General features: G+C 45.2%; 20 protein-coding genes. 7 read left to right on the top strand and 13 right to left on the bottom strand.

The features are described from left to right. Positions 1-113 precede the first annotated feature (113 nt). Complete coding sequence (locus SWH54_15815; protein MDY6792729.1) at positions 114-1,484, bottom strand: sigma-54 dependent transcriptional regulator; 1,371 nt, start codon at positions 1,482-1,484, stop codon at positions 114-116. 756 nt (positions 1,485-2,240) lie between these two features. On the opposite strand from SWH54_15815, the gene SWH54_15810 reads away from it, so the two are divergent. From SWH54_15810 to SWH54_15780, 7 genes are all read left to right on the top strand, one after another. Beyond that, positions 2,241-3,110, top strand: a complete 870-nt coding sequence (locus SWH54_15810) for a methylenetetrahydrofolate reductase (GenBank protein MDY6792728.1) — start codon at positions 2,241-2,243, stop codon at positions 3,108-3,110. A 10-nt stretch (positions 3,111-3,120) separates the two neighbouring features. After that, positions 3,121-7,563 (top strand): FAD-dependent oxidoreductase, encoded by a 4,443-nt coding sequence (locus SWH54_15805; GenBank protein MDY6792727.1) that lies wholly within the window; start codon positions 3,121-3,123, stop codon positions 7,561-7,563. 10 nt (positions 7,564-7,573) lie between these two features. After that, on the top strand, positions 7,574-8,005 hold the full coding sequence (locus tag SWH54_15800; protein MDY6792726.1) for a hydrogenase iron-sulfur subunit: 432 nt from the start codon (positions 7,574-7,576) through the stop codon (positions 8,003-8,005). A 156-nt stretch (positions 8,006-8,161) separates the two neighbouring features. Further along, complete coding sequence (locus SWH54_15795) at positions 8,162-8,830, top strand: methylenetetrahydrofolate reductase C-terminal domain-containing protein (protein MDY6792725.1); 669 nt, start codon at positions 8,162-8,164, stop codon at positions 8,828-8,830. Next, positions 8,827-9,759, top strand: a complete 933-nt coding sequence (locus SWH54_15790) for a methylenetetrahydrofolate reductase (protein MDY6792724.1) — start codon at positions 8,827-8,829, stop codon at positions 9,757-9,759. The genes SWH54_15795 and SWH54_15790 overlap by 4 nt, the downstream gene beginning before the upstream one ends. A gap of 115 nt (positions 9,760-9,874) precedes the next feature. Further along, on the top strand, positions 9,875-10,267 hold the full coding sequence (locus SWH54_15785) for a response regulator (protein ID MDY6792723.1): 393 nt from the start codon (positions 9,875-9,877) through the stop codon (positions 10,265-10,267). Positions 10,268-10,302: 35 nt separating this feature from the next. Further along, the gene (locus SWH54_15780; GenBank protein MDY6792722.1) at positions 10,303-11,343 is read left to right on the top strand and encodes a shikimate dehydrogenase; all 1,041 of its coding nucleotides are present in this window, start codon (positions 10,303-10,305) and stop codon (positions 11,341-11,343) included. Between the two features lie 17 nt (positions 11,344-11,360). On the opposite strand, the gene SWH54_15775 is transcribed toward SWH54_15780, so the two are convergent. The 12 genes from SWH54_15775 to SWH54_15720 form a co-directional block, all read right to left on the bottom strand. Next, the gene (locus SWH54_15775; GenBank protein ID MDY6792721.1) at positions 11,361-12,851 is read right to left on the bottom strand and encodes a response regulator; all 1,491 of its coding nucleotides are present in this window, start codon (positions 12,849-12,851) and stop codon (positions 11,361-11,363) included. Next, positions 12,841-14,328 (bottom strand): ATP-binding protein, encoded by a 1,488-nt coding sequence (locus SWH54_15770; protein MDY6792720.1) that lies wholly within the window; start codon positions 14,326-14,328, stop codon positions 12,841-12,843. The genes SWH54_15775 and SWH54_15770 overlap by 11 nt, the downstream gene beginning before the upstream one ends. 290 nt (positions 14,329-14,618) lie before the next feature. Continuing rightward, complete coding sequence (gene mutM / locus SWH54_15765; protein MDY6792719.1) at positions 14,619-15,437, bottom strand: bifunctional DNA-formamidopyrimidine glycosylase/DNA-(apurinic or apyrimidinic site) lyase; 819 nt, start codon at positions 15,435-15,437, stop codon at positions 14,619-14,621. Between the two features lie 687 nt (positions 15,438-16,124). Further along, a complete protein-coding gene (locus tag SWH54_15760; GenBank protein ID MDY6792718.1) occupies positions 16,125-16,622 on the bottom strand; it encodes a ferritin family protein in 498 nt (165 codons plus the stop codon). A gap of 245 nt (positions 16,623-16,867) precedes the next feature. Further along, entirely contained in the window at positions 16,868-17,284 is a 417-nt protein-coding gene (locus SWH54_15755; GenBank protein MDY6792717.1) for a secondary thiamine-phosphate synthase enzyme YjbQ, read from the bottom strand. Positions 17,285-17,436: 152 nt separating this feature from the next. Then, positions 17,437-17,916, bottom strand: a complete 480-nt coding sequence (locus tag SWH54_15750) for a hypothetical protein (protein MDY6792716.1) — start codon at positions 17,914-17,916, stop codon at positions 17,437-17,439. Between the two features lie 14 nt (positions 17,917-17,930). Then, positions 17,931-19,034: an FAD-binding oxidoreductase gene (locus SWH54_15745; GenBank protein MDY6792715.1), complete on the bottom strand. Its 1,104-nt coding sequence runs from the start codon at positions 19,032-19,034 to the stop codon at positions 17,931-17,933. Positions 19,035-19,047: 13 nt separating this feature from the next. After that, positions 19,048-19,653: an Rnf-Nqr domain containing protein gene (locus SWH54_15740; GenBank protein ID MDY6792714.1), complete on the bottom strand. Its 606-nt coding sequence runs from the start codon at positions 19,651-19,653 to the stop codon at positions 19,048-19,050. 10 nt (positions 19,654-19,663) lie between these two features. Beyond that, the gene (gene rsxE / locus SWH54_15735; GenBank protein MDY6792713.1) at positions 19,664-20,272 is read right to left on the bottom strand and encodes an electron transport complex subunit RsxE; all 609 of its coding nucleotides are present in this window, start codon (positions 20,270-20,272) and stop codon (positions 19,664-19,666) included. Positions 20,273-20,276: 4 nt separating this feature from the next. Beyond that, positions 20,277-20,957: an FMN-binding protein gene (locus SWH54_15730; GenBank protein MDY6792712.1), complete on the bottom strand. Its 681-nt coding sequence runs from the start codon at positions 20,955-20,957 to the stop codon at positions 20,277-20,279. Further along, complete coding sequence (locus SWH54_15725) at positions 20,954-21,997, bottom strand: RnfABCDGE type electron transport complex subunit D (protein ID MDY6792711.1); 1,044 nt, start codon at positions 21,995-21,997, stop codon at positions 20,954-20,956. Before SWH54_15725 ends, SWH54_15730 begins: the two co-directional genes overlap by 4 nt. Positions 21,998-22,144: 147 nt before the next feature. Next, positions 22,145-23,488: an FAD-dependent oxidoreductase gene (locus tag SWH54_15720; GenBank protein MDY6792710.1), complete on the bottom strand. Its 1,344-nt coding sequence runs from the start codon at positions 23,486-23,488 to the stop codon at positions 22,145-22,147. Positions 23,489-23,722 lie beyond the last annotated feature (234 nt).

Raw genomic sequence — 23,722 nt, 5'->3', positions numbered from 1 at the left:
TGAGCATATGCTCATTTTCGGAACGAATTCGATCCCGACTTTGTACTATTCTGAACCGGCATCTTATTTTGACCTGTCGTTCAGTAGTAAATTTGTCTATTTATGGATCGACACTAGTTAACACCATAGGCCTTTAGTTTTCTTCTAAGTGTGTTCAGACCAATCCCTAACAGTCTGGCTGTTTGAGATTTATTTTGGCCGGTATGGTTATAGGTATGGAGAATATGGTTTTTTTCAATCTGTGAGAGCTTGGCCACTGAGGGTTTTTCAGGCGAATCGGCACAGGGTGACACCGCCATATTTTTTTTCAGATGATCCGGCAGGAAGTTCGCTGAAATCGGCTTTCCCTGAGCCAGGTTCACCGCAGACTGGATGATGGCTTTAAGTTCTCTTATATTTCCGGGATAATCATAATCCATAAGCAGTCGGATGGCTTCTTCCCCAATATTTTGTGAGTTACCTGTTCCGTTGTACTCCTGAAAGAATTTTTTTACCAGCAGAGGAATATCCTCTTTTCTTTCCCTGAGAGGAGGAAGATGAAGCCATCCACAGCGGATTCGGTAATATAGATCCTTACGGAACATCCCCTTTGCCATTAGCTTATCTAAGTCTTCATTGGTTGCAGTGATTAAACGAACATCCGCTGTCTGATGGCTGCTCGAGCCCAGCTTAAAATATTCTCCGTCCTGCAGAACGCGCAACAGTTTTCCCTGGAGTTCAAGGGGAAGATTGCCAATTTCATCTAAAAAAAGAGTTCCCTGGTTTGTGTGTTCCAGGAAACCTGCGCGTTGGTTTTCCGCACCGGTAAAAGCGCCTTTGGTATGTCCGAAAAATTCGGCCTCGAACAGGCCAGTAGTCAAAGAGGCCATATTTACCGGAGTAAATTTAAACTTGGACCTTGGGCTGGTGCAGTGAATCGCCTTAGCCAAAAGCTCTTTGCCGGTGCCACTTTCACCGGTAATCAAAATCGGTACATCGCTTTTTGCATGGAGTTCCGCTTCTTTTAATATCCTGAGCATCTTATGTGACCGGGTGATGATTGGCTTAAAGGTATCGGCGTAAATCAGTTTTGGCAGGGAGGCTTTCTTTTTAACATCCAGAATGTCAAGCAAGCGCTTTCTTTCCAAAGCACGGTGTATCGACAGGACAAGATCTTCTCTTTCAATCGGTTTGACCAGATAATCATAAGCCCCCTTTTTCAGACAGTCCACTGCTACCCTGGCATCGTTTACTGCAGTCACCATGATACATTCAGTGCCGGGCGAAGTGTTTTTTATTCGTTCAAGCAGCTGGATACCATTCAAGTCGGGCATGGACATATCTATCAAAGCCACATCAAAGGTCTGCCCCCTTTCAAAAAGGGAGGCGGCTTTCACCGAATCAACTTCGGTACGTACATTGGTAAAACCGATTCTTTTTAATTTTACTTTTAATATCTCAACAAAATCCGGATCATCATCCACTAAAATGATGGTGTTATCCATTTTTTACCGCCCTCTACATTTTGATAAAAACCACGTTGTTTTGTTTAACATAAATTTTCATGCTCGACTGGGCACAACGAAGCATGAAACCTAAGGTTCGACCGGGAAATCGCCGATTGGCCCGCTACCAGACTTAACAATCTTATCTATAAATGAACGTACGGTCTGCCTGAGGCAGACTTCAATTAGATTTGAGCCAGCCCCAGCGGACAGAATCTCACGGCGGCGTTGATCGTCTCTGCCTGTATCGGTTTAACTGAGAAGATAGGGAGCGTGTACGATACCGACCTCATTTGTTAAGTCTGGTAGCGGGCCAATAGGCGATTTCCCGGTCGAACCGAGCTAAGATTGAAAAACGACCGTTTATTTCTAATGAAGTAATTCAGTAATAGCTCTTTACCACAGTTCATCGCCCATAACTTACAGTCCAGCCTTGTTTCAAGAAGGATGAAATCCTTTTTTTACCGTGAGCTAACAGTTATGAGCTGAAGTATCATCCAATATGGACTATCCCATAATGGCATAGCGTCAGTAACAATTTTAAATTTAAATGTTTTTATTATCACATATGCCAAATCGGCACAACCTTCCGGTGAATTTATTTAAATTTAATTTTGATACACAAAAAAATAAATAAGCGTAACTTACTAAAAAAATAGATTTAATTGACTATTGCCCAATTCTATATCAAATCGGCATAAAAGTTGCTGTAAAGATGGAATCAGCAGATAAAGAAAAAAAGCCGGAGGTAAACTTATGCATTTAAAAAACAAATTTAACGCAGGGGAATTTGCCATCCTTGCAGAAATGGAGCCACCCAAGGGGGTAGATATCACCGGGATGGTTGCCGATGCTCAAAGGGTTAAAGGCGAAGTGGATGCTTTTTTGGTACCGGAAATGAGCAACGCTGTGATGCGGATGAGTTCCCTGGGTGCTGCCATGATTTTGCAGGCAAAAGGGATGGATACGGTCATGCAGCTCAATTGCCGGGACAGAAACAGAATTGCCCTTCAGGCCGATCTTCTTGCTGCCTTTGGCTGTGGTATTACCAATGTAATGGCAGTGAAAGGAGAAGATCCGGGATTTGGAGATCACCATCAGGCAAGATCGGTGTATGACATCGATTTGGAGCAACTGTTGCAGGTCATCAGCGGTCTTCAACAGGGGAAGGATATGGCCGGAATTGATCTTTCAGGTTCTCCGCAGTTTCTGGTCGGTTCCACGGTTGATGCAGGTGCAAAAGGGAAGTCTCCGGATTTGGTACTTGAAGAGATGAACAAGAAGATCAATGCAGGTACCCAATTTTTCATCACCCCGCCTTTATTTGATCTTTCTGCCATCGAGCCTTTCATAAAAAAGGTGAACACTGAAAAGGCAAAGATTATTCCCACCGTGCTGCTGCTTAAATCACTGGGTATGGCCCGCTATATGGTTCGTAACGTGGATAATGTTTTTATTCCCGATTCCCTGATTAAACGGATCCAAAAATCACCCGATAAAGTTCGCGAGTGTACTCTTATTGCAGCTGAAATGGTCGCCACGTTAAAAAAAGAGGGATTCAGCGGGGTTCTTCTATCCACCATCGGATGGGAAAGCAAACTTCCACAAATACTTGAAAGGATTTAAGGAATAAAAAATGAGCGACAAAAATAATAGCAAAGAAATTATTGGATCAGTCATGGTTGTTGGCGGAGGGATTGCCGGAATGCAGTCCGCCCTGGATCTTGCCAACTCAGGATACTACGTTTACATGCTTGAAAAGTCTTCAGCCATTGGCGGAATGATGTCTCAGCTGGACAAGACCTTTCCAACCAACGACTGTGCCATGTGAGTGATTTCGCCTAAACTGGTCGAGGTCGGCCGGCATTTGAACATAGAACTTTTAACCAATACGGAACTTGAAGAACTCAATGGCGATGTGGGACATTTCACCGCAACGGTAACTCAAAAGGCGCGTTATGTGGACATTTCGAAGTGTACCAGCTGTGGCGAATGTATCGGTGTATGCCCCATTGAGGTTCCCAACGAGTATGACAAGGGACTTTCAAAAAGAAAAGCCATTTATAAGCAATACGCCCAAGCCATTCCCGGCGCTTTTGCCATCAGTAAGATAGGAACTGCACCCTGCAAGGCCACTTGTCCGGCCCATGTAAGCATACAGGGCTATATTGCCCTGATCAATGAGGGGAAGTACCTCGAGGCGTTGAAGCTTTTTAAAGAGGATCACCCCTTTCCCGGCATCTGTGGCCGGGTATGCCACCATCCCTGCGAAGAGATCTGTACCCGCAACGACGTGGACCAGCCATTGGCCATTCGTGAACTGCATCGCTTCCTGGCCGACTGGGAATTGGGACAGGATACAAGCTACATCCCGGAAACGGCTGAGCCGCGCAATGAAAAGGTGGCTATTATTGGTTCAGGTCCGGCAGGACTGGCGGCCGCTTATTCTCTGGCAAGAAATGGCTACCAGGTGACTATTTTTGAAAAATTGCCGGTAGCCGGCGGTATGATGGCTGTGGGCATCCCTGAATACCGTTTACCGAGGGATATTCTGCAAAGTGAAATCAGAGTGATCGAAGAAATGGGGGTAACCATTGAAACCGGGATTACCTTCGGCAAAGACATCACCATGAAAAGCCTTAAAAAAGATGGTTTTTCGGCCATGTTTATGGCCATCGGCCTGCACGGCGGGCGCAGTTTGGGCGTTGAAAACGAAGATGGGGAAGGTGTTCTCCAGGGCGTGGATTTTCTCCGCGATAGTGCCATGGGCAAAGATGTGCCTATTGGCGACGATGTCATAGTGGTTGGTGGCGGCAATGTGGCCATCGATGTGGCGCTGACTGCCAAACGCAAGGGGGCCAAGACCGTCACCATGATCTGTCTGGAAAAACGCGAAGAGATGCCCGCCTGGGAGCATGAAATCGAGGAAGCCCTGGAAAGCGATATCAAGATTATTAACAGTTTCGGACCCAAGGCCTTTTTCATAGACAAAAGCAACAAGGTCTCCGGGATAGAGTTTAAGACCTGTACTGCTGTTTTTGACAGCGACGGTCGCTTTAACCCGTCATATGATGAAAACGAGTGCCAACCGGTGTTCGGCGACACGGTGATCATCTCCATCGGCCAGAGCACCGACCTGTCATTCATCAAGGAGCAAGGTATTGCTGTCACGAGGGTGGGCGGTTTGGAAGCCGACCCGGTCACTTTACAGACACCTATTGACTGGGTATTCGCCGGCGGTGATGCATTTTACGGTCCCAAATCGGTGGTGGAAGCCGTTTCATGCGGCAAGGAAGCTGCCGAGAGTATTCACCGTTTTATCAATGGGATGGATCTTAAAAAAGATAGGGAAAAGACCTGGGAATTTGAAAAGCCGGATGTCTCTCTTGAATCCCATAAACCCAGAACTCCGGTTCGCTGTCTGGATCCGGCTGCTCGAGAGTGTAATTTTCTGGAAGTTTCCTACGGCTACGATGAAAACGAAGCGAAAAACGAGGCAGAGCGGTGTCTTAAATGCGGTATTTGCTCAGAGTGTTATCAGTGTGTGGATGCGTGCCTTGCCGGAGCAATTGATCACAGCATGGAAACTGAAAGAAGAGAAATCGAGGTCGGGTCGGTGGTTCTCTGTCCGGGCAACGATGTCTTCGACCCCACCATGCTGCAGGAGTTTTACCATTATAGCAGAAATCCAAATGTAATGACCAGTCTGGAATTCGAACGGATCCTCAGCGCATCAGGCCCCACCATGGGCCATCTGGTAAAGCCGTCGGATAGTCAGGAGCCTAAAAATATTGCCTGGTTGCAGTGTATCGGGTCAAGGGATATGAACCGGTGCGGTAACGGCTACTGTTCGTCTGTGTGCTGTACCTATGCCATTAAAGAAGCGATGATCGCAAAGGAGCATTCCGCGGGTGATCTCGATTGTGTGGTTTTTAACATGGATATCCGAACCTTTGGCAAGGATTATGAGAAATATTATAACCGGGCAAAGGATAGGGAAGGGGTTCGGTTTGTAAAGGCCAGGGTGCATACCATAGATGAAGTTAGGGATACCGGTGAACTGCGTATAAAGTATGTGGATGAAAGCGGTCGTATTCAGCTAGAGGATTTTGACATGGTGGTCTTGTCGGTTGGACTTGAGATTTCGCAATCGACGGTGGAACTTGCCAAGCGGCTTGATGTTAATTTGAACCGATACAGTTTTGCCGAAACTCTTCCTTTTACACCTGTGGAAACCTCGCGTCAGGGTGTTTATGCCTGTGGGACCTTCCAGGGACCGAAAGATATTCCCAGTTCGGTTATAGAGGCCAGTGCGGCGGCCTGTGCAGCCGGGAGAAGTCTTGTTGAAGCCCGAAACACGTGCACCAAAAGCGTTGAGATTCCGGAAGAAATCGACGTGGATGGAGAGGAGTTACGGGTGGGTGTATTTGTCTGTAAGTGTGGTATTAATATTGCCGGGGTGGTGGATATAGAGGCCGTAGAGGAGTACGCGGCTTCCCTTCCACATGTCGTCTATACCAGCAATAACCTTTTTACCTGTTCCCAGGATACTCAGGATCAAATGAAAGAGCAGATTTCGGAACATGATTTAAACCGGATCGTGGTGGCTTCGTGTACGCCGAAAACACATGAAGGTATTTTTATGGATACGCTGGAGGCTTGCGGTCTTAACAAATATCTTTTTGAAATGGCCAACATTCGAAACCAGGATTCCTGGGTTCATTCAGACGACCCGGTTGCAGCCACGGGAAAAGCAAAGGATCTTATCAGAATGGCAGTGGCCAGAGTCGCAACCCTCTTTCCATTGCATGAAAAGAAGATTCCGGTCAACAAGAGGGCTTTGATCATCGGCGGCGGTGTGGCCGGGATGAACACTGCACTGGGTCTTGCCGATCAGGGGTTTGAAACGGTCATAGTAGAAAAAGAAAAACAGCTTGGCGGCCTGGCAAACCGTCTTACCAAAACTATAGACGGAGCAGATGTAAAAAAATACCTGGCAGGGCTGATCGAAAAGGTCACCTCCCACTCTAAAATCCAGGTTTTAACGCAATCACTCATTGTCGGTTTTACCGGATTCAAGGGAAATTTTACCACAGAAGTCCTGGTGGGTCCGGGGATGTACGAAAGAAAAATCAATCACGGGGCTGTGGTGGTTGCAACGGGTGCCAACGAATACCAGCCCGGCGAATACCTGTATGGGGAAGATTCGCGAGTGATGACGCAAATCGAATTATCAGAGCAACTTGAGAAGAACGATCTGGACGATTTGAATCAGGTAGTGATGATCCAGTGTGTGGGCTCAAGAAATGATGAAAACCCCAATTGCTCCCGTGTTTGTTGTCAGAGCGCCATCAAAAATGCCCTTCACATAAAAGAACTGAATCCGCAGGCGGACATCTATATTCTTTACCGGGATATCCGCATGTACGGGCTTTTAGAGGACTATTACACCGAAGCCAGGAAACTCGGAATTATCTTTTCCCGTTACACCCCGGAGGATCCTCCAAGGGTGGAGGCTGCGGACGACGGATTGAAGGTCACCTTTAAGGACCATATCCTGGGTCAGCCTCTTCAGGTCAGTGCGGATCTGCTTGCTCTGAGTGCAGGGGTAAAAGCCGAAGACACCGAAGAGCTGGCCTCCATACTGAAGCTGGCCAGAAATACTGAAGGGCACTTTCTGGAAGCACATGTAAAGTTAAGGCCGGTGGATATGGCCACTGAAGGCATATTTGTATGCGGTACCGCCCACAGTCCCATGCTTCTGTCCGAAGCAATCGCTCAGTCCCTTGCGGCGGTATCAAGAACAACTACGTTTTTATCACAGGATGAGCTTACCTTGTCTGCAATTACGGCCAGGGTCAATACAGATGTATGCGCTTCCTGTCTGGTATGCGTCCGGTCATGTCCTTACGGAGTTCCGGTGATTAATGAAGAAGGCGTGAGTGAAATTGATGACGCTTTGTGCCATGGATGCGGAATTTGCGCGGCTGAATGCCCCGCCAAGGCCATTGAACTTAACTGGTACGAAGACGATCAGATACTGTGCAAAGTCGACGCTTTGCTTGAGGGAGTTATGTAGGAGGAATTTTATGGGAAAAGATTTTGAACCGATCATCATAGCATTTTGCTGTAATTTCTGAGGTTACACTGCAGCGGACCTGGCAGGTTCAATGCGATTGAGTTATCCGACAAACATCAGGATCGTCCTGGTTCCTTGCACCGGGAAGGTGGATATTCTTCATATGCTGCGCGCATTTGAAAAAGGGGCGGACGGTGTGTACGTGGTCGGGTGTATGGAAGGGGATTGTCACTATAACAGCGGCAATTTCAGAGCCCGGAAACGGGTCGAGCAGGCGCAACAAATTCTTGATGCTATCGGTATCGGAGGAGAACGGGTACAGATGTACAATCTGTCGTCAGGGGAAGGTCCTAAGTTTGCCGAATATGCGGTGGAGATGGATAAAAGAATTCAAAAATTGGGTCCAAATCCTATAAAATCGGCCAAGAAAAAGGCAGCTTGAAACAATAACAGTGCTGGATATGTGCCACATTCAGGCAATCCGATATTCAGAAGCCTGGGTGACGGATTGTATGAATGATCCTTTGGCAGGCAGATTTTTCAAAGATCAAATAAATTTAGATTTTCAAATTCCAATTTAGAATGAAAGAGAGGTATTATGATTGTCGCGGATAAAAAGCCGATTGAGGAGATTATTGAGGAAATCAAAGATAAAGAAAAAATCCTCATTTTAGGTTGCAACGAGTGTGTGACGGTCTGCGAGGCAGGAGGAAAAAAGGAGGTGGGTGTCCTATCTTCTGCTCTTAGAATGTATTTTCTAAACCAGGGCCGGGAAGTCAGGATAGATGAAAGGACTTTGGAACGACAATGCGATCACGAATACCTTGAAGAGGTTCGTGATGTGATTGATCAGTACGATGCGGTCGTCTCTCTAGCCTGCGGGGTCGGCGTCCAGTTCATGGCCGAAAAATATCACACCACCCCTGTTTTTCCGGGGGTGAATACATGTTTTATGGGTGTGACTGAAGAACGGGGTGTCTGGACTGAAAGGTGCCAGGGTTGCGGAGAGTGCATTTTAGCACGTACTGCCGGAATTTGCCCGGTTTCCCGCTGTGCCAAAAGGATCCTTAACGGCCCCTGCGGCGGCTCAACAAATGGAAAGTGTGAAATTAATCCGGAGTTGGACTGTGCCTGGCAATTGATCATTGACCGTCTCAAGGCATTGGGAAAACTGGATGACTATGAAAAAATCACCCCTATAAAAGACTGGTCAACTGAAAGGGCCGGTGGGCCCAGAAAAGTGATAAGGGAGGATGTGCAGCAATGAAAGCAAAGACACCGAGTAAACTAGAAAAAATTCTTGCCGCCGGGCATCTTGCCGTTACCTCCGAGTGCGGCCCCCCGCGAGGAAGCGATCCAGAGGTAATTATCAACAAGGCCGATATGATCAAGGATCATGTGGATGCAATCAATATTACCGACAACCAGACATCAGTCACACGCATGTGCAGTCTGGCCGCCTGTATTCGACTTAAACTGATTGGCCTGGAACCGGTGCTTCAGATGGTTACCCGCGACCGGAACCGTATTGCCCTGCAGAGCGACATTCTCGGAGCGGCTTCTTTTGACATAAACAATATTCTCTGCCTTTCAGGTGATCATCAGAGCTTCGGGGACTGCTCCCAAGGCCAGAATGTTCATGATATTGATTCGATGCAACTTATTCAAACCGTCCGGCACATGCGGGACGAAGGAAAGTTCTTAGGGGGAGATGATATCAAGCGTCCTCCGAAGATGTTTGTGGGAGCGGCCGCAAATCCTTTTGCCGATCCGTTTGAGATCCGTGTGCCCCGGCTGGCGAAAAAGGTTGCCGCAGGTGTTGAGTTCATCCAGACTCAGTGCATATACAACCTTGATAAGTTTGAGGAATGGATGAAGATGGTTTGCGACCGCGGACTCCATGAAAAGGTTTATATACTGGCAGGAATGACCCCGATGAAGAATGCCGGCATGGCCAGATATATGAAAAACCGGGTTCCCGGCATGGACGTACCTGACGAAGTGGTTAAACGTCTGGCGGACACCCCCAAGGAAAAACAGGCTGAGGAAGGCATTAAGATCTGTATTGAGGCAATCCAACGACTCAAAGAGGTTGAAGGAGTTCGCGGTTTTCACGTTATGGCCATTGAGTGGGAGGAAAAAGTGCCTGAAATTGTGGAACAAGCGGGCCTGTATCCCAGGCCTGAGGTGGACTAGTATCTTGGCTGTCATTCTGGTGTATTTTGTCGGAAAAATTTCATAGAAAAACAACTGCTTGTTTCCGGTTTTTCCGGATTATGGGTTTAATAAAACAAAAAACAGGGAGGATATCATGAGCGAAAAAAAGAGAATTCTGGTGGTCGATGATGAACCTGATTTCGCTTCCATTGTTCAGGGAAATCTGGAGAAGGAAGGCTTTGAGGTTGAAATCGCCTATAACGGTGTTGAGGGGCTGGAGAAGGTACAGGCCAATCCACCTGATGCCATCGTACTTGATGTAATGATGCCTGAAAAGGACGGGTATGAAATGTGTGCGGATCTGAAAGGGGATGAAAAATACCGTGACATTCCCATTGTCCTGCTGACTGCTGTCGCATCACATGTGACTTCAACACGCTATTCACACGCGGATGGAATGAGTACGGAGGCGGACGACTATATTGCCAAACCGGCGTCTGCAGAAGAGATTACCCGGAGCGTTAAAGATCTACTCGAAATTGAGTAAAAGGTTAATACTGGTTTCTGGATACTGGATGCTCGATGATTGATACTGGATACCCCGCTTTCAGCGGGATTTTCGCTTCGCTCAAACTGGCTTTGCTGAATACTGAATCTTTAAAAGAAGATGCTCGATATTCAATCCAGAATCGACCAGGCTTCGCGCTTTACAAGCTACGCCCTGACAAGACACTGTGGCAAGGCAAACGAGTAACAAGCAACGAGTATCCAACATCGAGCATCCAGTATCGAGAATCGAGTATAATGATGGTTTTTTGCATATTAAGTGATGAGCGGGCTTTTCGTTTAAAATCGCCGGACATGTTTTCCTTGGTAATGAAACGATTAGGTATAAAAGGAAGATATGTACCTTTTGCAGTTAAACCGGAAGACATCGGACAGGCCATTCAAAGTATCCGAATTTTAAATATCGCAGGCGCAAACATCACCGTACCGTATAAAGAGAAAGTCATTCCTTTTCTTGATGTTCTTTCCGAAGGAGCAAATATCATTGGCGCGGTCAATACCATCGTTTGTGACGGAGACATATTAAAAGGTTACAACACCAATGCAATCGGTTTCATGGATGCCCTCAGTGAAGTGGATTTTGATGTTGAAGGCAAGCAGGCTCTCGTTTTTGGCACAGGCGGTGCAGCAAAATCAGTTGTATTTATTTTAAACTGGCTTCGAACAGACTCCATTATGGTTGCAGGCCGAAGAAAAGAAAAGGCCCTGGAAATAGTCGATCGTTTTAGTGGAGACGCGATGCCGATTTACGATTTGCCGAATCGGCCGTTTCCAGCCAATATTGTGGTCAATACCACTTCTGTTTCCAGCATCGATGAATCACCGGAACTGGCTGCAGTTGTGGAAAGGTTGGAAATTCCGCAATGCGAACTTGTGTTGGATCTTAACTATGGCCATACAAAAAATTTTTGGCAGGATATGGCCAAAGCGAGAAATATTCGTTTCATGGACGGTCTTTCCACCCTTGCCTTTCAGGCAAGACGAACCTTTGCTCTCTGGACAGGCACCCAAGTCCCACCGAAGGAGTTTCTCAAAGCACTTGATGAAAATTCGTAAAATTTAAAAGGCCTGAATTACTCTTTTACCGGGAGAAGAACGGTGAAAACGGTTCCTTTTCCGGGAGTGCTTTCCACCTCGATAAAACCGTTCAAAGAATCCACCAGTCCTTTTACTATGGGAAGGCCGAGTCCTGTACCGGTAATATACCTGGTGTTTTCATCTTTGACCCTGTAGAACCTTTCAAATATCTTTTCAAGGTGTTTATCTGCGATGCCAAATCCGTTATCCTTAATCCTTACACGGATGTTTATCCCTGCCAGGTCAACATCTATTTTTATTTTTCCGTTTTTATGGGTATAACTGATGGCATTGGCAATCAGGTTGCCAAATATGCTTTCCAGGGCAATGGGGTCGGCTATCAGTGAAGGAACAGGATCTTTGGGAAGATTCAGGATTAAAGACTGTTTCTTGCTCTTTGCACGGGTTTGCAGAAAATCCACTATATTTTTCAGGGTTTCTTCCAATTTTACCGGTTGCGGCTGGTGACAAATAATCCCTTCCTCGATGCGGGAGAGATCGAGCAGATCGCCTATCAGAGCGATCAATCCCTGGGTCTTTTCCTTGGCACGGGTGAGTATGTGCTGGTCATCCATGGTTGTTTTTCCCACCATGTCCCTGATAACGAGCGCCAGTTGTTCATGGATGGTTGACAGGGGAGATCGAAGTTCGTGGGAAACCTTTGCCACGAATTCCGATTTAAGCTGATCCAGCACCTTCATATCTGAGATATCCATTACATTTACCACCGCACCCAGGCATTCTTGTTTTTCGCCCAGTACCGGCTGGGCTTTTGCCAGAAGATATTTTTTGTCTGAGAGAGCAAACTCATAATCCGGGATATCATCATAATCGATATGTTTGCCCTGGGAAATTTCCTTAACAAGATTGCAAAGGCTTTGGTCCGGCATATAGTCTTCTATGGGGTTACCCGGTTTCAAATCAGAGTCTATTTCGAGGAGTTGCCGAAAAGCCGGATTCATCAGAACCACCTGTCCTCTGGTGTTGGTCACCATGGCCCCATTGGGAAAAGATTCAAGAATGGTATGGATACGGCTTTTTTCGGTGTGCAGATCCAGCAGGGTTCTTTTCCTTTCCCGTTCCAGCTTTTCTGCCTCGCGGGTCAGGCGAATTTTTTCCCAGGCACGGTTCACCACGATACGCATTTGATCCGGGTCAAAGGGTTTGGAAATAAAATCATAAGCCCCCTGTTTCATGGCTTTGGTCGCCGTTTCCACCGTTGCATATCCGGTGATGATGATGACCAGTATGGTTTCATCTATTTCCCTGATTCGCTCCAAAACCTCCATTCCACTCATGCCAGGCATTTTTAGATCGAGAAAAACGATAGATGGTTTTTCTCTTTCCAGGATATTGAGGGCTTCGTCGCCACGGGATGCGGTCACGACTTGGAAACCAATCTTGGAAAGAATTCGCTGAGATCCGTCGCGTATGTCCTTTTCATCATCCACAACCAGTATGTGGGTGGTATCAACACTATCTTTCAATTTGATCTCCTTTATTGCTCTGAGTTGCAATGGGAAACTCGATGATAAAAATAGAGCCCTGACCGGGCTTGTTTTTGGCCATAATTTTTCCACCGTGGTTTTCTACAATTCCGTATACCATACTGAGTCCAAGACCGGTCCCTTTTCCTTCTTCTTTGGTGGTAAAAAAATGATCGAAAATATGGGGTAATATATCTCCGGGTATTCCCGGACCGGTGTCTGATATGGTTATTTTAATCCACTTTTCCTGTCGCGACCTGCAGGTTTCCAAAGTCAGTTTTCCCTTTCCCTCCATTGCCTGGGCCGCATTTATGATCAGGTTCATAAACATATGATTCAATTGCTGGGTATCAGCCATAATAGGAGGAAGTGAAGAAGCCATCTGCTTCTCTATTTCGATATTATGGAAGAGGGTCTGGTTTTCAAGGAGAAAAAGGGTTCTGGAAATAGATTTGTTTATATCGTGGGGCTGCATGACATTTCGAGTCTGTCTGGTAAACTCAAGAAGTTCTTTAACGGTATCGCGGCATCTTTCAGCATCTTTCAAAATGCGTTGCAAATCATCCCTGGCTCCTTCTTCGAGGTCGTATTCCTCCAAGACAAGCTTGGTGAAGAGAGTGATTCCTCCCAAGGGGTTGTTTAACTGGTGGGCCACACCTGCTGCCAGTTTACCGAGGGAAGACATTTTTTCCGATTGCATGAGTTGAAGCTGGATCTTTTCCATTTCGTCTTTTATTTTAAGTTCTTCCCGTAAATCGTGGAAAAAACCGATGGTGGCCACTTCCTTTTTACCTTCATAGACGATTGAAGCATTTAAGCTGATCGGAATGGTTTCGCCGTTTTTAGAGAGCACATTCACCTGATATGATCTGAGTTTTCCCTTTCCGCTGTTTTCAGTGTTTCGGAGTTTTTTCATCACCTCATATTCTAAGTTATCCGGATAAATATCCCTGATATTAAGAAGATTGAGAGCTTCATCTTCAGTGTAGCCAAAAACCTCCGATGCCGTCTCGTTAAAAATGAGGATTTTGCCTTTTTTGTCTGCGGCAATGACACCGTCAACCGCACTGAGGATAAGATTCCGCAGAAGCGCATTGGACTGTTTCATCTTTTCTTCGAGCCCGCCAATGGCCGGCAGATCAAAATCTATACTTACAAAGGCTTCAATGTCTTTTCCGGAATAGATAGGATAGGAATAGTAACATGGCATCCGGCTTAAATCTAGAGAATCGTCCGGTTTGGGCATTAAGGCCGGCTTGCCTGTCTTAGATGCTTCTTTAACGGCACAGTTGATACATGGAGATGAACGATTATGAAAGACCTGGTGGCACTGTTTCCCGATAATTTCAGTTCTGGGTTTTCCATCGGTCCCATGACTGGCAGCCAGGATCTTAAATTCCGGTGAAACTACAATGAGTCTTTTTTGAAATGTATCTATAACCTTAAGGAGATAGTCCTTTTCATTATCGTCCCGCATTAAACCCCTCCATATAGCTTAAATATTTAATAAACATCTTAAAAAAATACAACCCTTAATTATAACTCAAGTTTCGCACCCCTTATCTACGGTGGAGCATAAATTCTTAAAGCGACGGTTGGAGTTGAAGGTGTGAATCGAAACAGTTATATTTTTTTCTGCCGAATCTTGCCCGATTAAATCCGCCTCGGCAAATAAGAAAAAAAACGGCCTGATGGCAGAAATTAGATAAAAAGACCAGACATCTGATTTCAAAATGAAAAATCAGGAGAAAAAAACCAATGTCGGGGTCATCGTTGGCATTGAGGACAGAAAAATGTGCTGCGTTGGTATTGGACGATTCGTTGAATGGGGTGATCGCACTTCGGACACGGCTGAGCTGTTTTACCATATACATTTAAGAAATTTTGAAATTTTCCCATTTTATTATCCACACGTCGAAAGTCAGAAACCGAAGTGCCCTGTAGTTGAATGGCTTTCTTAAGAATTGTTTTTATCGCATGGATAATTTGCTTTCTTTCCATGTGGGTGAGAAACTTTGCTTGGCGTTCAGGATGGATGCCTGCATGGAAAAGAATTTCTGAGGCATAAATATTACCAATTCCGGCAATTTTGCCTTGATCCATTAAAACAGCCTTGATGGGGCGAATGGTTTCATTACAGCATTTGTTAAAGTAGGAAGCATTTAGTTTTTTCGACAGCGGTTCTGGCCCCAGTCGGTTTAATTTTTGGCAGGTTGCTAAATTTTTAACCAATTCCATTTTTCCCAGACATCGAATGTCTTCAAACACCAACAGCTTGTTTTTCCCCAAGGATAACCAAATCCGGTGGTATTTTCCCGGGGATTGCAAGTGATTGGTGAGAATAAATTTTCCGGTCATTCTCAAATGCGCTAACAGGCACAACTCAGGTGTTAAATGAAAAATCAAGTATTTTGCACGGCGCGTCACATCTACAATTTTTCTGAATTCAACCGCCCGAATGAATTCTTTAGCTTTGAGGGGTAGGATCGGAAGGGATCTAAAGATGCTTATGTTACGGATTGTTTCTCCCACCACATGGGGTTTTAATTCCTCAACTAAAGTTTCCACTTCCGGCAGTTCAGGCACAAACAGAATCCTTAAATATCATTTACTCAAGTTTTGCATCCTTGCGTTTATTCAACGGCATAGACGATAAGGGATAAAAATAAATTTTAAAAGCGAAATATACTTTCCGTGATTTTAACGCCGGCGCCCATCCATACATATAACATGGATGCTTAATCCTCTATTCAAACCAATATGTTGTATCTTTAATGCGCCTGATCCAATGTGAGGATTCGTTCGGTGCCGTTTGCAAAATACAGCAAATTGATTTCGCTTTAAAAATGTTATTTTTACCCCTTACCGTCTTAACCACGGCGGAAATCAGGGGTGCGAAACTTGAGTCATTTATAAAATTATCGTTATAACGCACAATCTGGGAATGAATTTTCCAACTCCCTTTAAGTAAAAGCAAAACAAATTACCTGCATAATCAATATGTGCGATGTCTTATTCTATAGTTAAGTCGTTACCAACATTTCTGACCGTGGATTTAATTAACAGTCTGTAGCTGCCAGCGAAATGACTGCTCAAATAAGTTGTGCCGGGTTTCGGCGTATTAGGGTCCAAAATGGTGTTTTCTGTTTTTCAATAAAAGTTGATGCGTTGTTTTAAGGACCAGCATTACACTCAAAGCAGAACTCAGAGGCACTGTTTTTATAGACATCTTTGGTGCCCAAGCATAACTAGGAAGACACTTTTTAGGCCCGGCTATTCGGCCACTATTTTTCTATGAAGGGTGGTCAGCTGTGCGATGTGTTTCCGTTCTTCCCTGATGATATCGTCTATTTTTTCCCGGCCCAATTTCGGGGGTACCATGTCCCTGAGACCCAGGTAAAAGAGGATTGAATTTTTCTCAAGACCGATGGCAATGGATATGATTTCCTCCATGGTTTCTTTACCGGTAAGGGAATCGGCTGCAGCAGGACTACCCTCCCCACCGTGGGAATCTGCCATTGAGGACAGATAAAGTGACAGCTCGCCATGGGGATCGAATACGGTTTGGCTTTTTTCCGCTTCAGTGATACGGTCTTTCATCTCAACGAATGTGACCTTATGGACATCTTCCATGGACGCCAATTTTCCTAAAAAATCTTGGTTGGATGCATCTGCTTGCAACTGGGCAGCTTTACGGTAAAAGGCGGCCCCATTTTCTTCAATTCGAATTGCCACTTCGAAGATTTCAGCGGCATTAAAATCATAGGCCATTTGTTTCCTCCTGTTGGTTCATAGATGGTAATAAGTTGGTAAAAAACTGAAAATAGTATGTGGATTTCACAATTTCACCACAGATCGGAATCCATTCTATTTTACCAAATGTGGTGATCTGTTTTTATTGAAATCATGGGTTTATAACGTTCCGATCACAGTGTATAACTTATTATAATCATTTTAAAATGAATTTCAATAAGCGGCGGTTGCTTTTATTTTACATTGAAAAGCATTGAAGCTTCTCATTCTCCGATTATTTTTACCAGTACCCTTTTTTGCCTTCTGCCATCAAATTCACCGTAAAATATTCTCTCCCAGGTTCCGAAATCGAGTTGGCCTTCCGTTACAGCCACCACCACTTCACGACCCATTATTTGCCTTTTCATATGTGCATCTGCATTGTCTTCACCCACATTGTGTCGGTAGGATGATACCGGTTCATGGGGAGCCAGTTTTTCAAGCCATACATCGTAGTCGTGATGGAGACCCGATTCATCATCGTTGATAAAAACAGACGCAGTGATGTGCATGGCGTTTACCAGTATCAGCCCCTCGGTGATATTGCTTTCTTTCAAACAATCCTCAACCTGTGGAGTAATGTTGATAAACGCCCGTCTGGTGGGTATCTCAAATAACAGTTCTTTTCTATAGGTTTTCATTTTGTTATTCCTTTTTTATTTTTTAGCCACAGATTAACACGAATCTTCACAAATTTTTTTATAAAACAAGTCTTTGATACTGCAATTTGTCTTTAGCAAAATTCAGGAACATTGCTAAACGCATTTGGGTCGCTTTTGAGTGGTTCGATAGATCATTCGAGCTGAGAGTTGGGTGGAATCAATGCAAGCAATTGGGCCGCTAGCTCCGGATTGATGCGATAGCGGCTTCCTACTCCTTGAAAAAAATGATGTTTTTTGATAAGTGCGATTCCCAATTGGGTTATAATCATTCGTTGGCCAGATTTTTTTTCGCAAACAACGGCTTCACCCTTCTCAAAAACACCTTCTCCTTTAAAAGGAGAAGGAACTTTTCCTCTCGACTCGAAAAAGGACGCGAATACGCCGGGTTGAATTTCAATTTCACCCCCCATAGCCTGTTTTGCCTTTTGATAGGCTGATTCTAACGCTTCAACCATAATTTGAATGGAAATGCCCAACTGGTCAAGTTTTCTCAGATCAGCAGAGATAATTTCATCGATGGGCCGGGAATCATGTCCGATAAAACCTTCTGCGGAAAATTTTGACGGCCGCAAATTTTTTAAAAGGGTCTGTTCCTGAGGACTTTTTTTCATATTAAAATCAACACCTAAGCAAATTTATCATAATAAATTTTATTTTCAGGCATTCCCCCCGATTTAAGCACAGAGACGCATGCGTCGATCATACCCGGAGATCCACATAAATACGCTTCGTGCGAGGATGTGTCCGGAAAATACCTTTTCACAATGTCTGTAATTAATCCCCGTTCTCCCTGCCAATCCGAATTTTCAGCCTCTCTTGAGAGAGCGGGTATAAAGGTGAACCAATCCTGTTCGCGGGACAGCTTGTCCAGTTCTTTTGTATAAAACAGGTCTTTCTGGGTGAGGGCGCCAAAGAAGTAACTTGTTTCTCGTTGAATCCCTTTTTCAATCATATCTTGCAAAATGCCCCAGATGGGGGCCATACCGCTTCCACCGGCAATAAAAATAATCGGTGCATCCGTATCCGTCAAATGAAATTCACCATAGGGGCCTGAAAAATATAGATCCTTACCTTCCTTAAGATGGTCAAATACCCAAGTGGTGCATATCCCTTCGGGAACCTTTCGAATCATAATTTCAATGTGCCGGTTATCAGACGGTGCTGAAGAAATGGAATAGGCACGCATGACGGCTTCTCTACCTTTATATTCTTCGGATTCAAGTTGTATATATTGACCCGCCAAGAAATCAATTGTTCGGGGTTCGATGAGCTCGATGCGCAGTCCTACAATATCATAGGTTAGCATTGTTTTGCTGATGAGCCTTGCGCGGTAGTGCCTTACGGAAAAAAGCGCTTCGGGGATTTCAATACGAAGATTATTGCGGATTTTAACCTGGCAGGATAGCCGTACACCTGTTTTTAATTCCTCGGGTGTCAGATGCGGGGCTTCAATCGGCCCGACAAATCCGGCCCCTTCTTTAACCTTCAGTTTACAATATGCGCAGCTTCCTTTTCCACCGCAGGCGGACGGTATATAAATACTGTTTTCAGCCAGGGCGGATAAAAGGGGCACACCGCCTTCCACCGTCAATTGCCGATTACTATCATTGATATCAATTTCACAAGGTCCATAATTAAGAATCTTTTTTTCAGCAATGACCAGCAGAGATGCCAGTAAAGCGCCGCATGTCGACAGAAAAACCACAGATATTATGACTGCATATAGCATATCGCCTGCATGATTAAATTTTGATCATTCCGGAAAATCCCACAAACCCAAGCGCCATGATACCGATAACAATTAAAGTAATTCCCGGACCTTCTAATCCCTTAGGAACAGCGGCTTCGTTTATCCTTTCACGTATTCCACCTACGATGGTAATGGCAATAAACCAACCCAAACCAGCTCCCAAACCGAATGTAAATGCCTCAAACAGGTTATAGGGTTTATTGAGCATAAAAAGTGAGGTTCCTAAAATGGCACAGTTGACCGTTATCAATGGAAGAAAAATACCTAAAGCACTATAAAGCTTCATTGATAGGCGTTCTATCACCATTTCCACAAACTGAACGAAGCCAGCGATAACAATGATAAAAACGATAAGCTTCAAATACGCCAATTCGAGGGGAACCAGCAAAAATTCATACACCAGGAAATTGATTGCTGAAGTACAGGCGGTAACAAAAATGACCGCCGCGCCTAAGCCGATACTGGTATCCACTTTTTTGGATACCCCTAAACAGGAGCACATTCCGAGAAAACGGGCCAGTAAAATGTTATCCGTAAGTGCCGCTGATATGAGAATCAGCAGAAAGTTTTGAAATATGCCTGTGTTTAAAATGTCCATTAATTTGAATTTATGAAATCTCTTCTTTGGGTTCAAATTTTGCTCTGGCAATCCAGGTGACGATAGCCAGCATGAAAAATGCACCCGGCGGCATGACCATAATCGTCCATTGGTGCCACCAGATTTCCTTTCCAGGCAGCGAATAGCCGAGGATGGTGCCAAACCCCAACATTTCACGAACCACGGCAATCGTAATCAATACCATGGAATACCCCAGCCCGCAGGCCATACCGTCCAAGAGTGATGGAAGGGGTTTGTGGCTACTGGCAAATGCTTCGGCACGCCCCATAATAATACAGTTGGTAATGATCAGCCCCACATAAGGGCCGATAAATCGATGGATTTCCGGTGCTAGGGCCTTGATGATGATATCGACCATCATGACATAGCTTGCAATAATGAGAACTTGGACGATCATCCGTATTCTCTGAGGGATGTAATTCCTCAGCAGAGAAACCGTTACATTGGAAAATGTAGTGGTAAAAATGACGCCAAAACACATGAAAAGGGTGTTGGCAAGAAGGTTGGTTACGGCCAGCGCTGAACAAATACCCAAAACCTGGCGATAGATTGGATTGTCGCTAAAAAGACCCTGCGTGAATATTTTTTTTGCGCCCATGGTGTTAGAATTGCTTTTTATCTTTTTTGCTGACTGACTCAAGCCAGCCAGATTTTTCCAGTTTGAATGTACGAATACGTTCCAGTTCCTGGTTTAAAAATCGTTTCAGCGCCATGGAGGTCTGGGTGGCACCGGTAATGGCATCTATCTGATAATCCGTGCTTCCTGCAGAAGCCGCTCCGAAGATTACCCGGTCTGGAACGGCTTTATCCCAGGCAACGCGAATGCCTTTAAATTGATCGGTAAACCATTTTTCCTCAATACGCGCGCCTAGTCCGGGGGTCTCTTTGTGATCAAAAAACTGGATATTGATAATTTTTTCTAAATCCGGCGTAAAAACAATAATGCCGTTGATACGATCCCAAAATCCCATGCCGCTAAAATCAAAGCCCACGGCGACCACCTTGTTTTCAACATCGATTTGTCTATAAAGATTTCTAACCCGGTCACCTTCCAGATTTTGTGCTATCTGAATCTGTTTGGCGATAGCCTCGGCATATGCTTCTGGCGATTCATCCATGGAGGTGATTAAAAATGCCCGGCATATGATTCGGTTCAGATGAAACCTTTTGTTCTTTTCCAGCATGTCCCGGGTGGCATTATGCACCACGGATACACCCGTACCGAAGACCACACAAACCACCACCATGAAGCCTATAATATATAATGGGCTTTTTTTATTCATGGTGCAGAGACCTTTGCTTTATGTTTTTGGTATCGCTTTAACCAGAGATCCAGTGATGGTGCCAGCATGTTCCCCAGCAGGATGGAAAAGGCAACCCCCCCGGCAAACACTGCTTTATACCGAAACAGCACAATCATCATACCGATAAATATGGAGTATATCCACTGAGACGTTTTACTTTTTGGTGCGGAAACCGGATCGGTTACCATAAAGACTGCGGCGTAAAGAAGGGCTCCGGAAAACAGCGTAAACCAGAGAGGGGGGACCTTCTCAAGGCCGAGGATGTTTCTCAACAGGATATTTAAAAACATGGCGCCGATAATGGTGCCGGCGAACAGGCGATACTGAGCGGTTTTTGTATAGAACATGTAGATAGCCGAGAGCAAAATAACAATGGCACATCCCTCACCCGCTGATCCGGCGGCAATCACATATGGGTTACCCGCATGGGAGACAACCTCGCCGATATTGCCGGCAACCAAGTTCATTAGATCCGTGGTAATCCCATAGTCGCGCCTTGACCACATGGGTGTTGCAGCACTAATGGCATCAACCATTTTAACACCCTGTTCGACCAAATAGGTTGGAGTTTTATGCAAGGCAGTAAAGCTCCAGTGGGCAAATCCACCGGGAAATCCGTGAAAAGCCAGCACGAATTGAGAAGTTAATTCAACCGGAAAGCAAACATAAACAAAAGCTCTGCCCACAACGGCCGGATTAAAAACATTTTTTCCGAATCCACCAAAAACTTCTTTGCCAAAAAGGATTGCCACTACTGCTCCCACTGCTGTGATCCAAAACGGTGTGGTCGGTGGCAATGATAATCCATAGAGGCTGGCGGTTACAAAACAGGCATAGCTCACTTTGCCATTTCGATAAGAAGCCATCGTCCATTCGGTCACAAAGGCAAAAATTAAAGAAACCGCCATAATCGCAAGGATCCGCCACCCGAAGTAGTAAATCGCCACCAGAAGCACCGGTAAAAGTGCGTACAACACCCGCAGCATAATCGCTTGTTTCTGGAATCTTGGTTTTTTCATTCTTTTACAAAAGAAATTTCAGGTTTTTTCTAACTGCTTTTAAAATTGGGCGGGAAGTTAAATGTCTTTATTTTTAAAAAAAAACATAAAAATTGTCAAATTATAAATGCCGGAAGAAGATCTTTTCCATTGGTGTTCATTTGTGGCTTAAAATTTTTTAAGCAACTGATTGGCTGTGGTCAGCAAAGGATCCCATACCGGGCTAAAGGGTGGCGCATATGCCAGGTCCGCCTGACCGAACAGTTCGACAGTCATATGGCCGTGAAGCGCCACCGCAGGAGCATTGATTCTATGTGCCACCCCTTCCTTGCCTAACATCTGAACGCCAAGGAGGCGACCGGTTTTTTTGTCTGCTGTCATCCGCAGCCAGATGGTTGATGAACCGGGATGGGCGTGGGCACGGGAACGGGTTTTAATGATAACTTCAACAGGGTCGAATCCGGCCTTTTCGCCCTCTTGCATACTCAGGCCGGTTCGAGCCACTTCTAGCTCAAAAACCTTGAAAACCGATGTTCCGGCAATACCGGGAAGCTGAACATCCTTTCCGCAAACATTATCTGCAACTGCCCATCCCGCGCGGTTTGCCCTTAAAGCCAGCGGAATCCAGGCTTTTCGGTCTGTAACCACATGAAAGGCATCGGCGCAATCACCGGCAGCGTATATGTTTTCATGCGAGGTCCTCAGCCTCCTGTCCACCGCAACCGATTTCTGTATACCAAGCTCTATTCCTGCTCTTTGAGCCATATCACTGTTCGGAGTGACACCGATGGCGACGAGCACCATATCTCCTTCCAGCGTCAGATCAGGGCATACCACCGATAGCCTCCCTGTGGTTGACTGTTCGATTCTTTCCACCTTATGTCCGGGATACATGGCAACCTGATTGGATTCCAACTCCTTTTTTATCACCTGTGCCATCTGTTCATCCAGCCACGGTAAAAAAACGGGGCGAGGTTTCACCATGTCCACTTCAATATCTCGGGCACGCAACGCTTCGGCCATTTCAAGGGCAATATATCCCATGCCGATTACGATCACCTTTTTCACAGAGCGGTCTTTTAAAAACTGCTTGATCTTTCTGCCGTCTTCCAGACTTTTTAAGCCCAGAACGCCGGGGAGGTCAAAACCGGGCAGATCAGGAATAATCGGCGATGCACCGGTGGCAATGAGAAGTTTATCATAGGGAAGTTCAAATCTTTGGTTGTCTTCAGAAACACCGCCCACGGTTTTCCCGGCAGGATCGATATGATCCACACAATGACCGGTCAAAAGGTTAATATCCTGCTTTTCCCTGAAAACATGGGCATGCCTGACCACCAGATCGTCAATTTTCCTGTGCGGTTCGGCAATATTGTACGGCATCCCGCATGCGCTGTATGATACATCCTTGGTTTTTTCCAAAACAGTCACCTTTAAATCAGGCATGGTTCTCTTTGCCCTGCTTGCCGCACTCATACCCGCTGCATCCCCGCCGATAATTACAAAATTCATGATTTTCTCCTTTTGTTTAAAAAATGCTATTTTTTAAGGGATATAATGATAGTCAAATTTAGCACCTCTTTTTACCGAAAATGATGCCCTGATGGCGCCTAACATATAAGATCAGGTGTGAATATAGCCGTCTCTATTCACATCCTCGATACGAATCAACTCATCATTTATTATTGAAAAAAGTGTTGTATTCGACAATAAAAACAGTAAAAATATTGATTATAAGAGATTTTT

It is taken from the genome of Thermodesulfobacteriota bacterium, assembly GCA_034189135.1.
Lineage (GTDB): Bacteria > Desulfobacterota > Desulfobacteria > Desulfobacterales > JAUWMJ01 > JAUWMJ01.
This window is presented reverse-complemented; position numbering and strand designations above follow the sequence as displayed.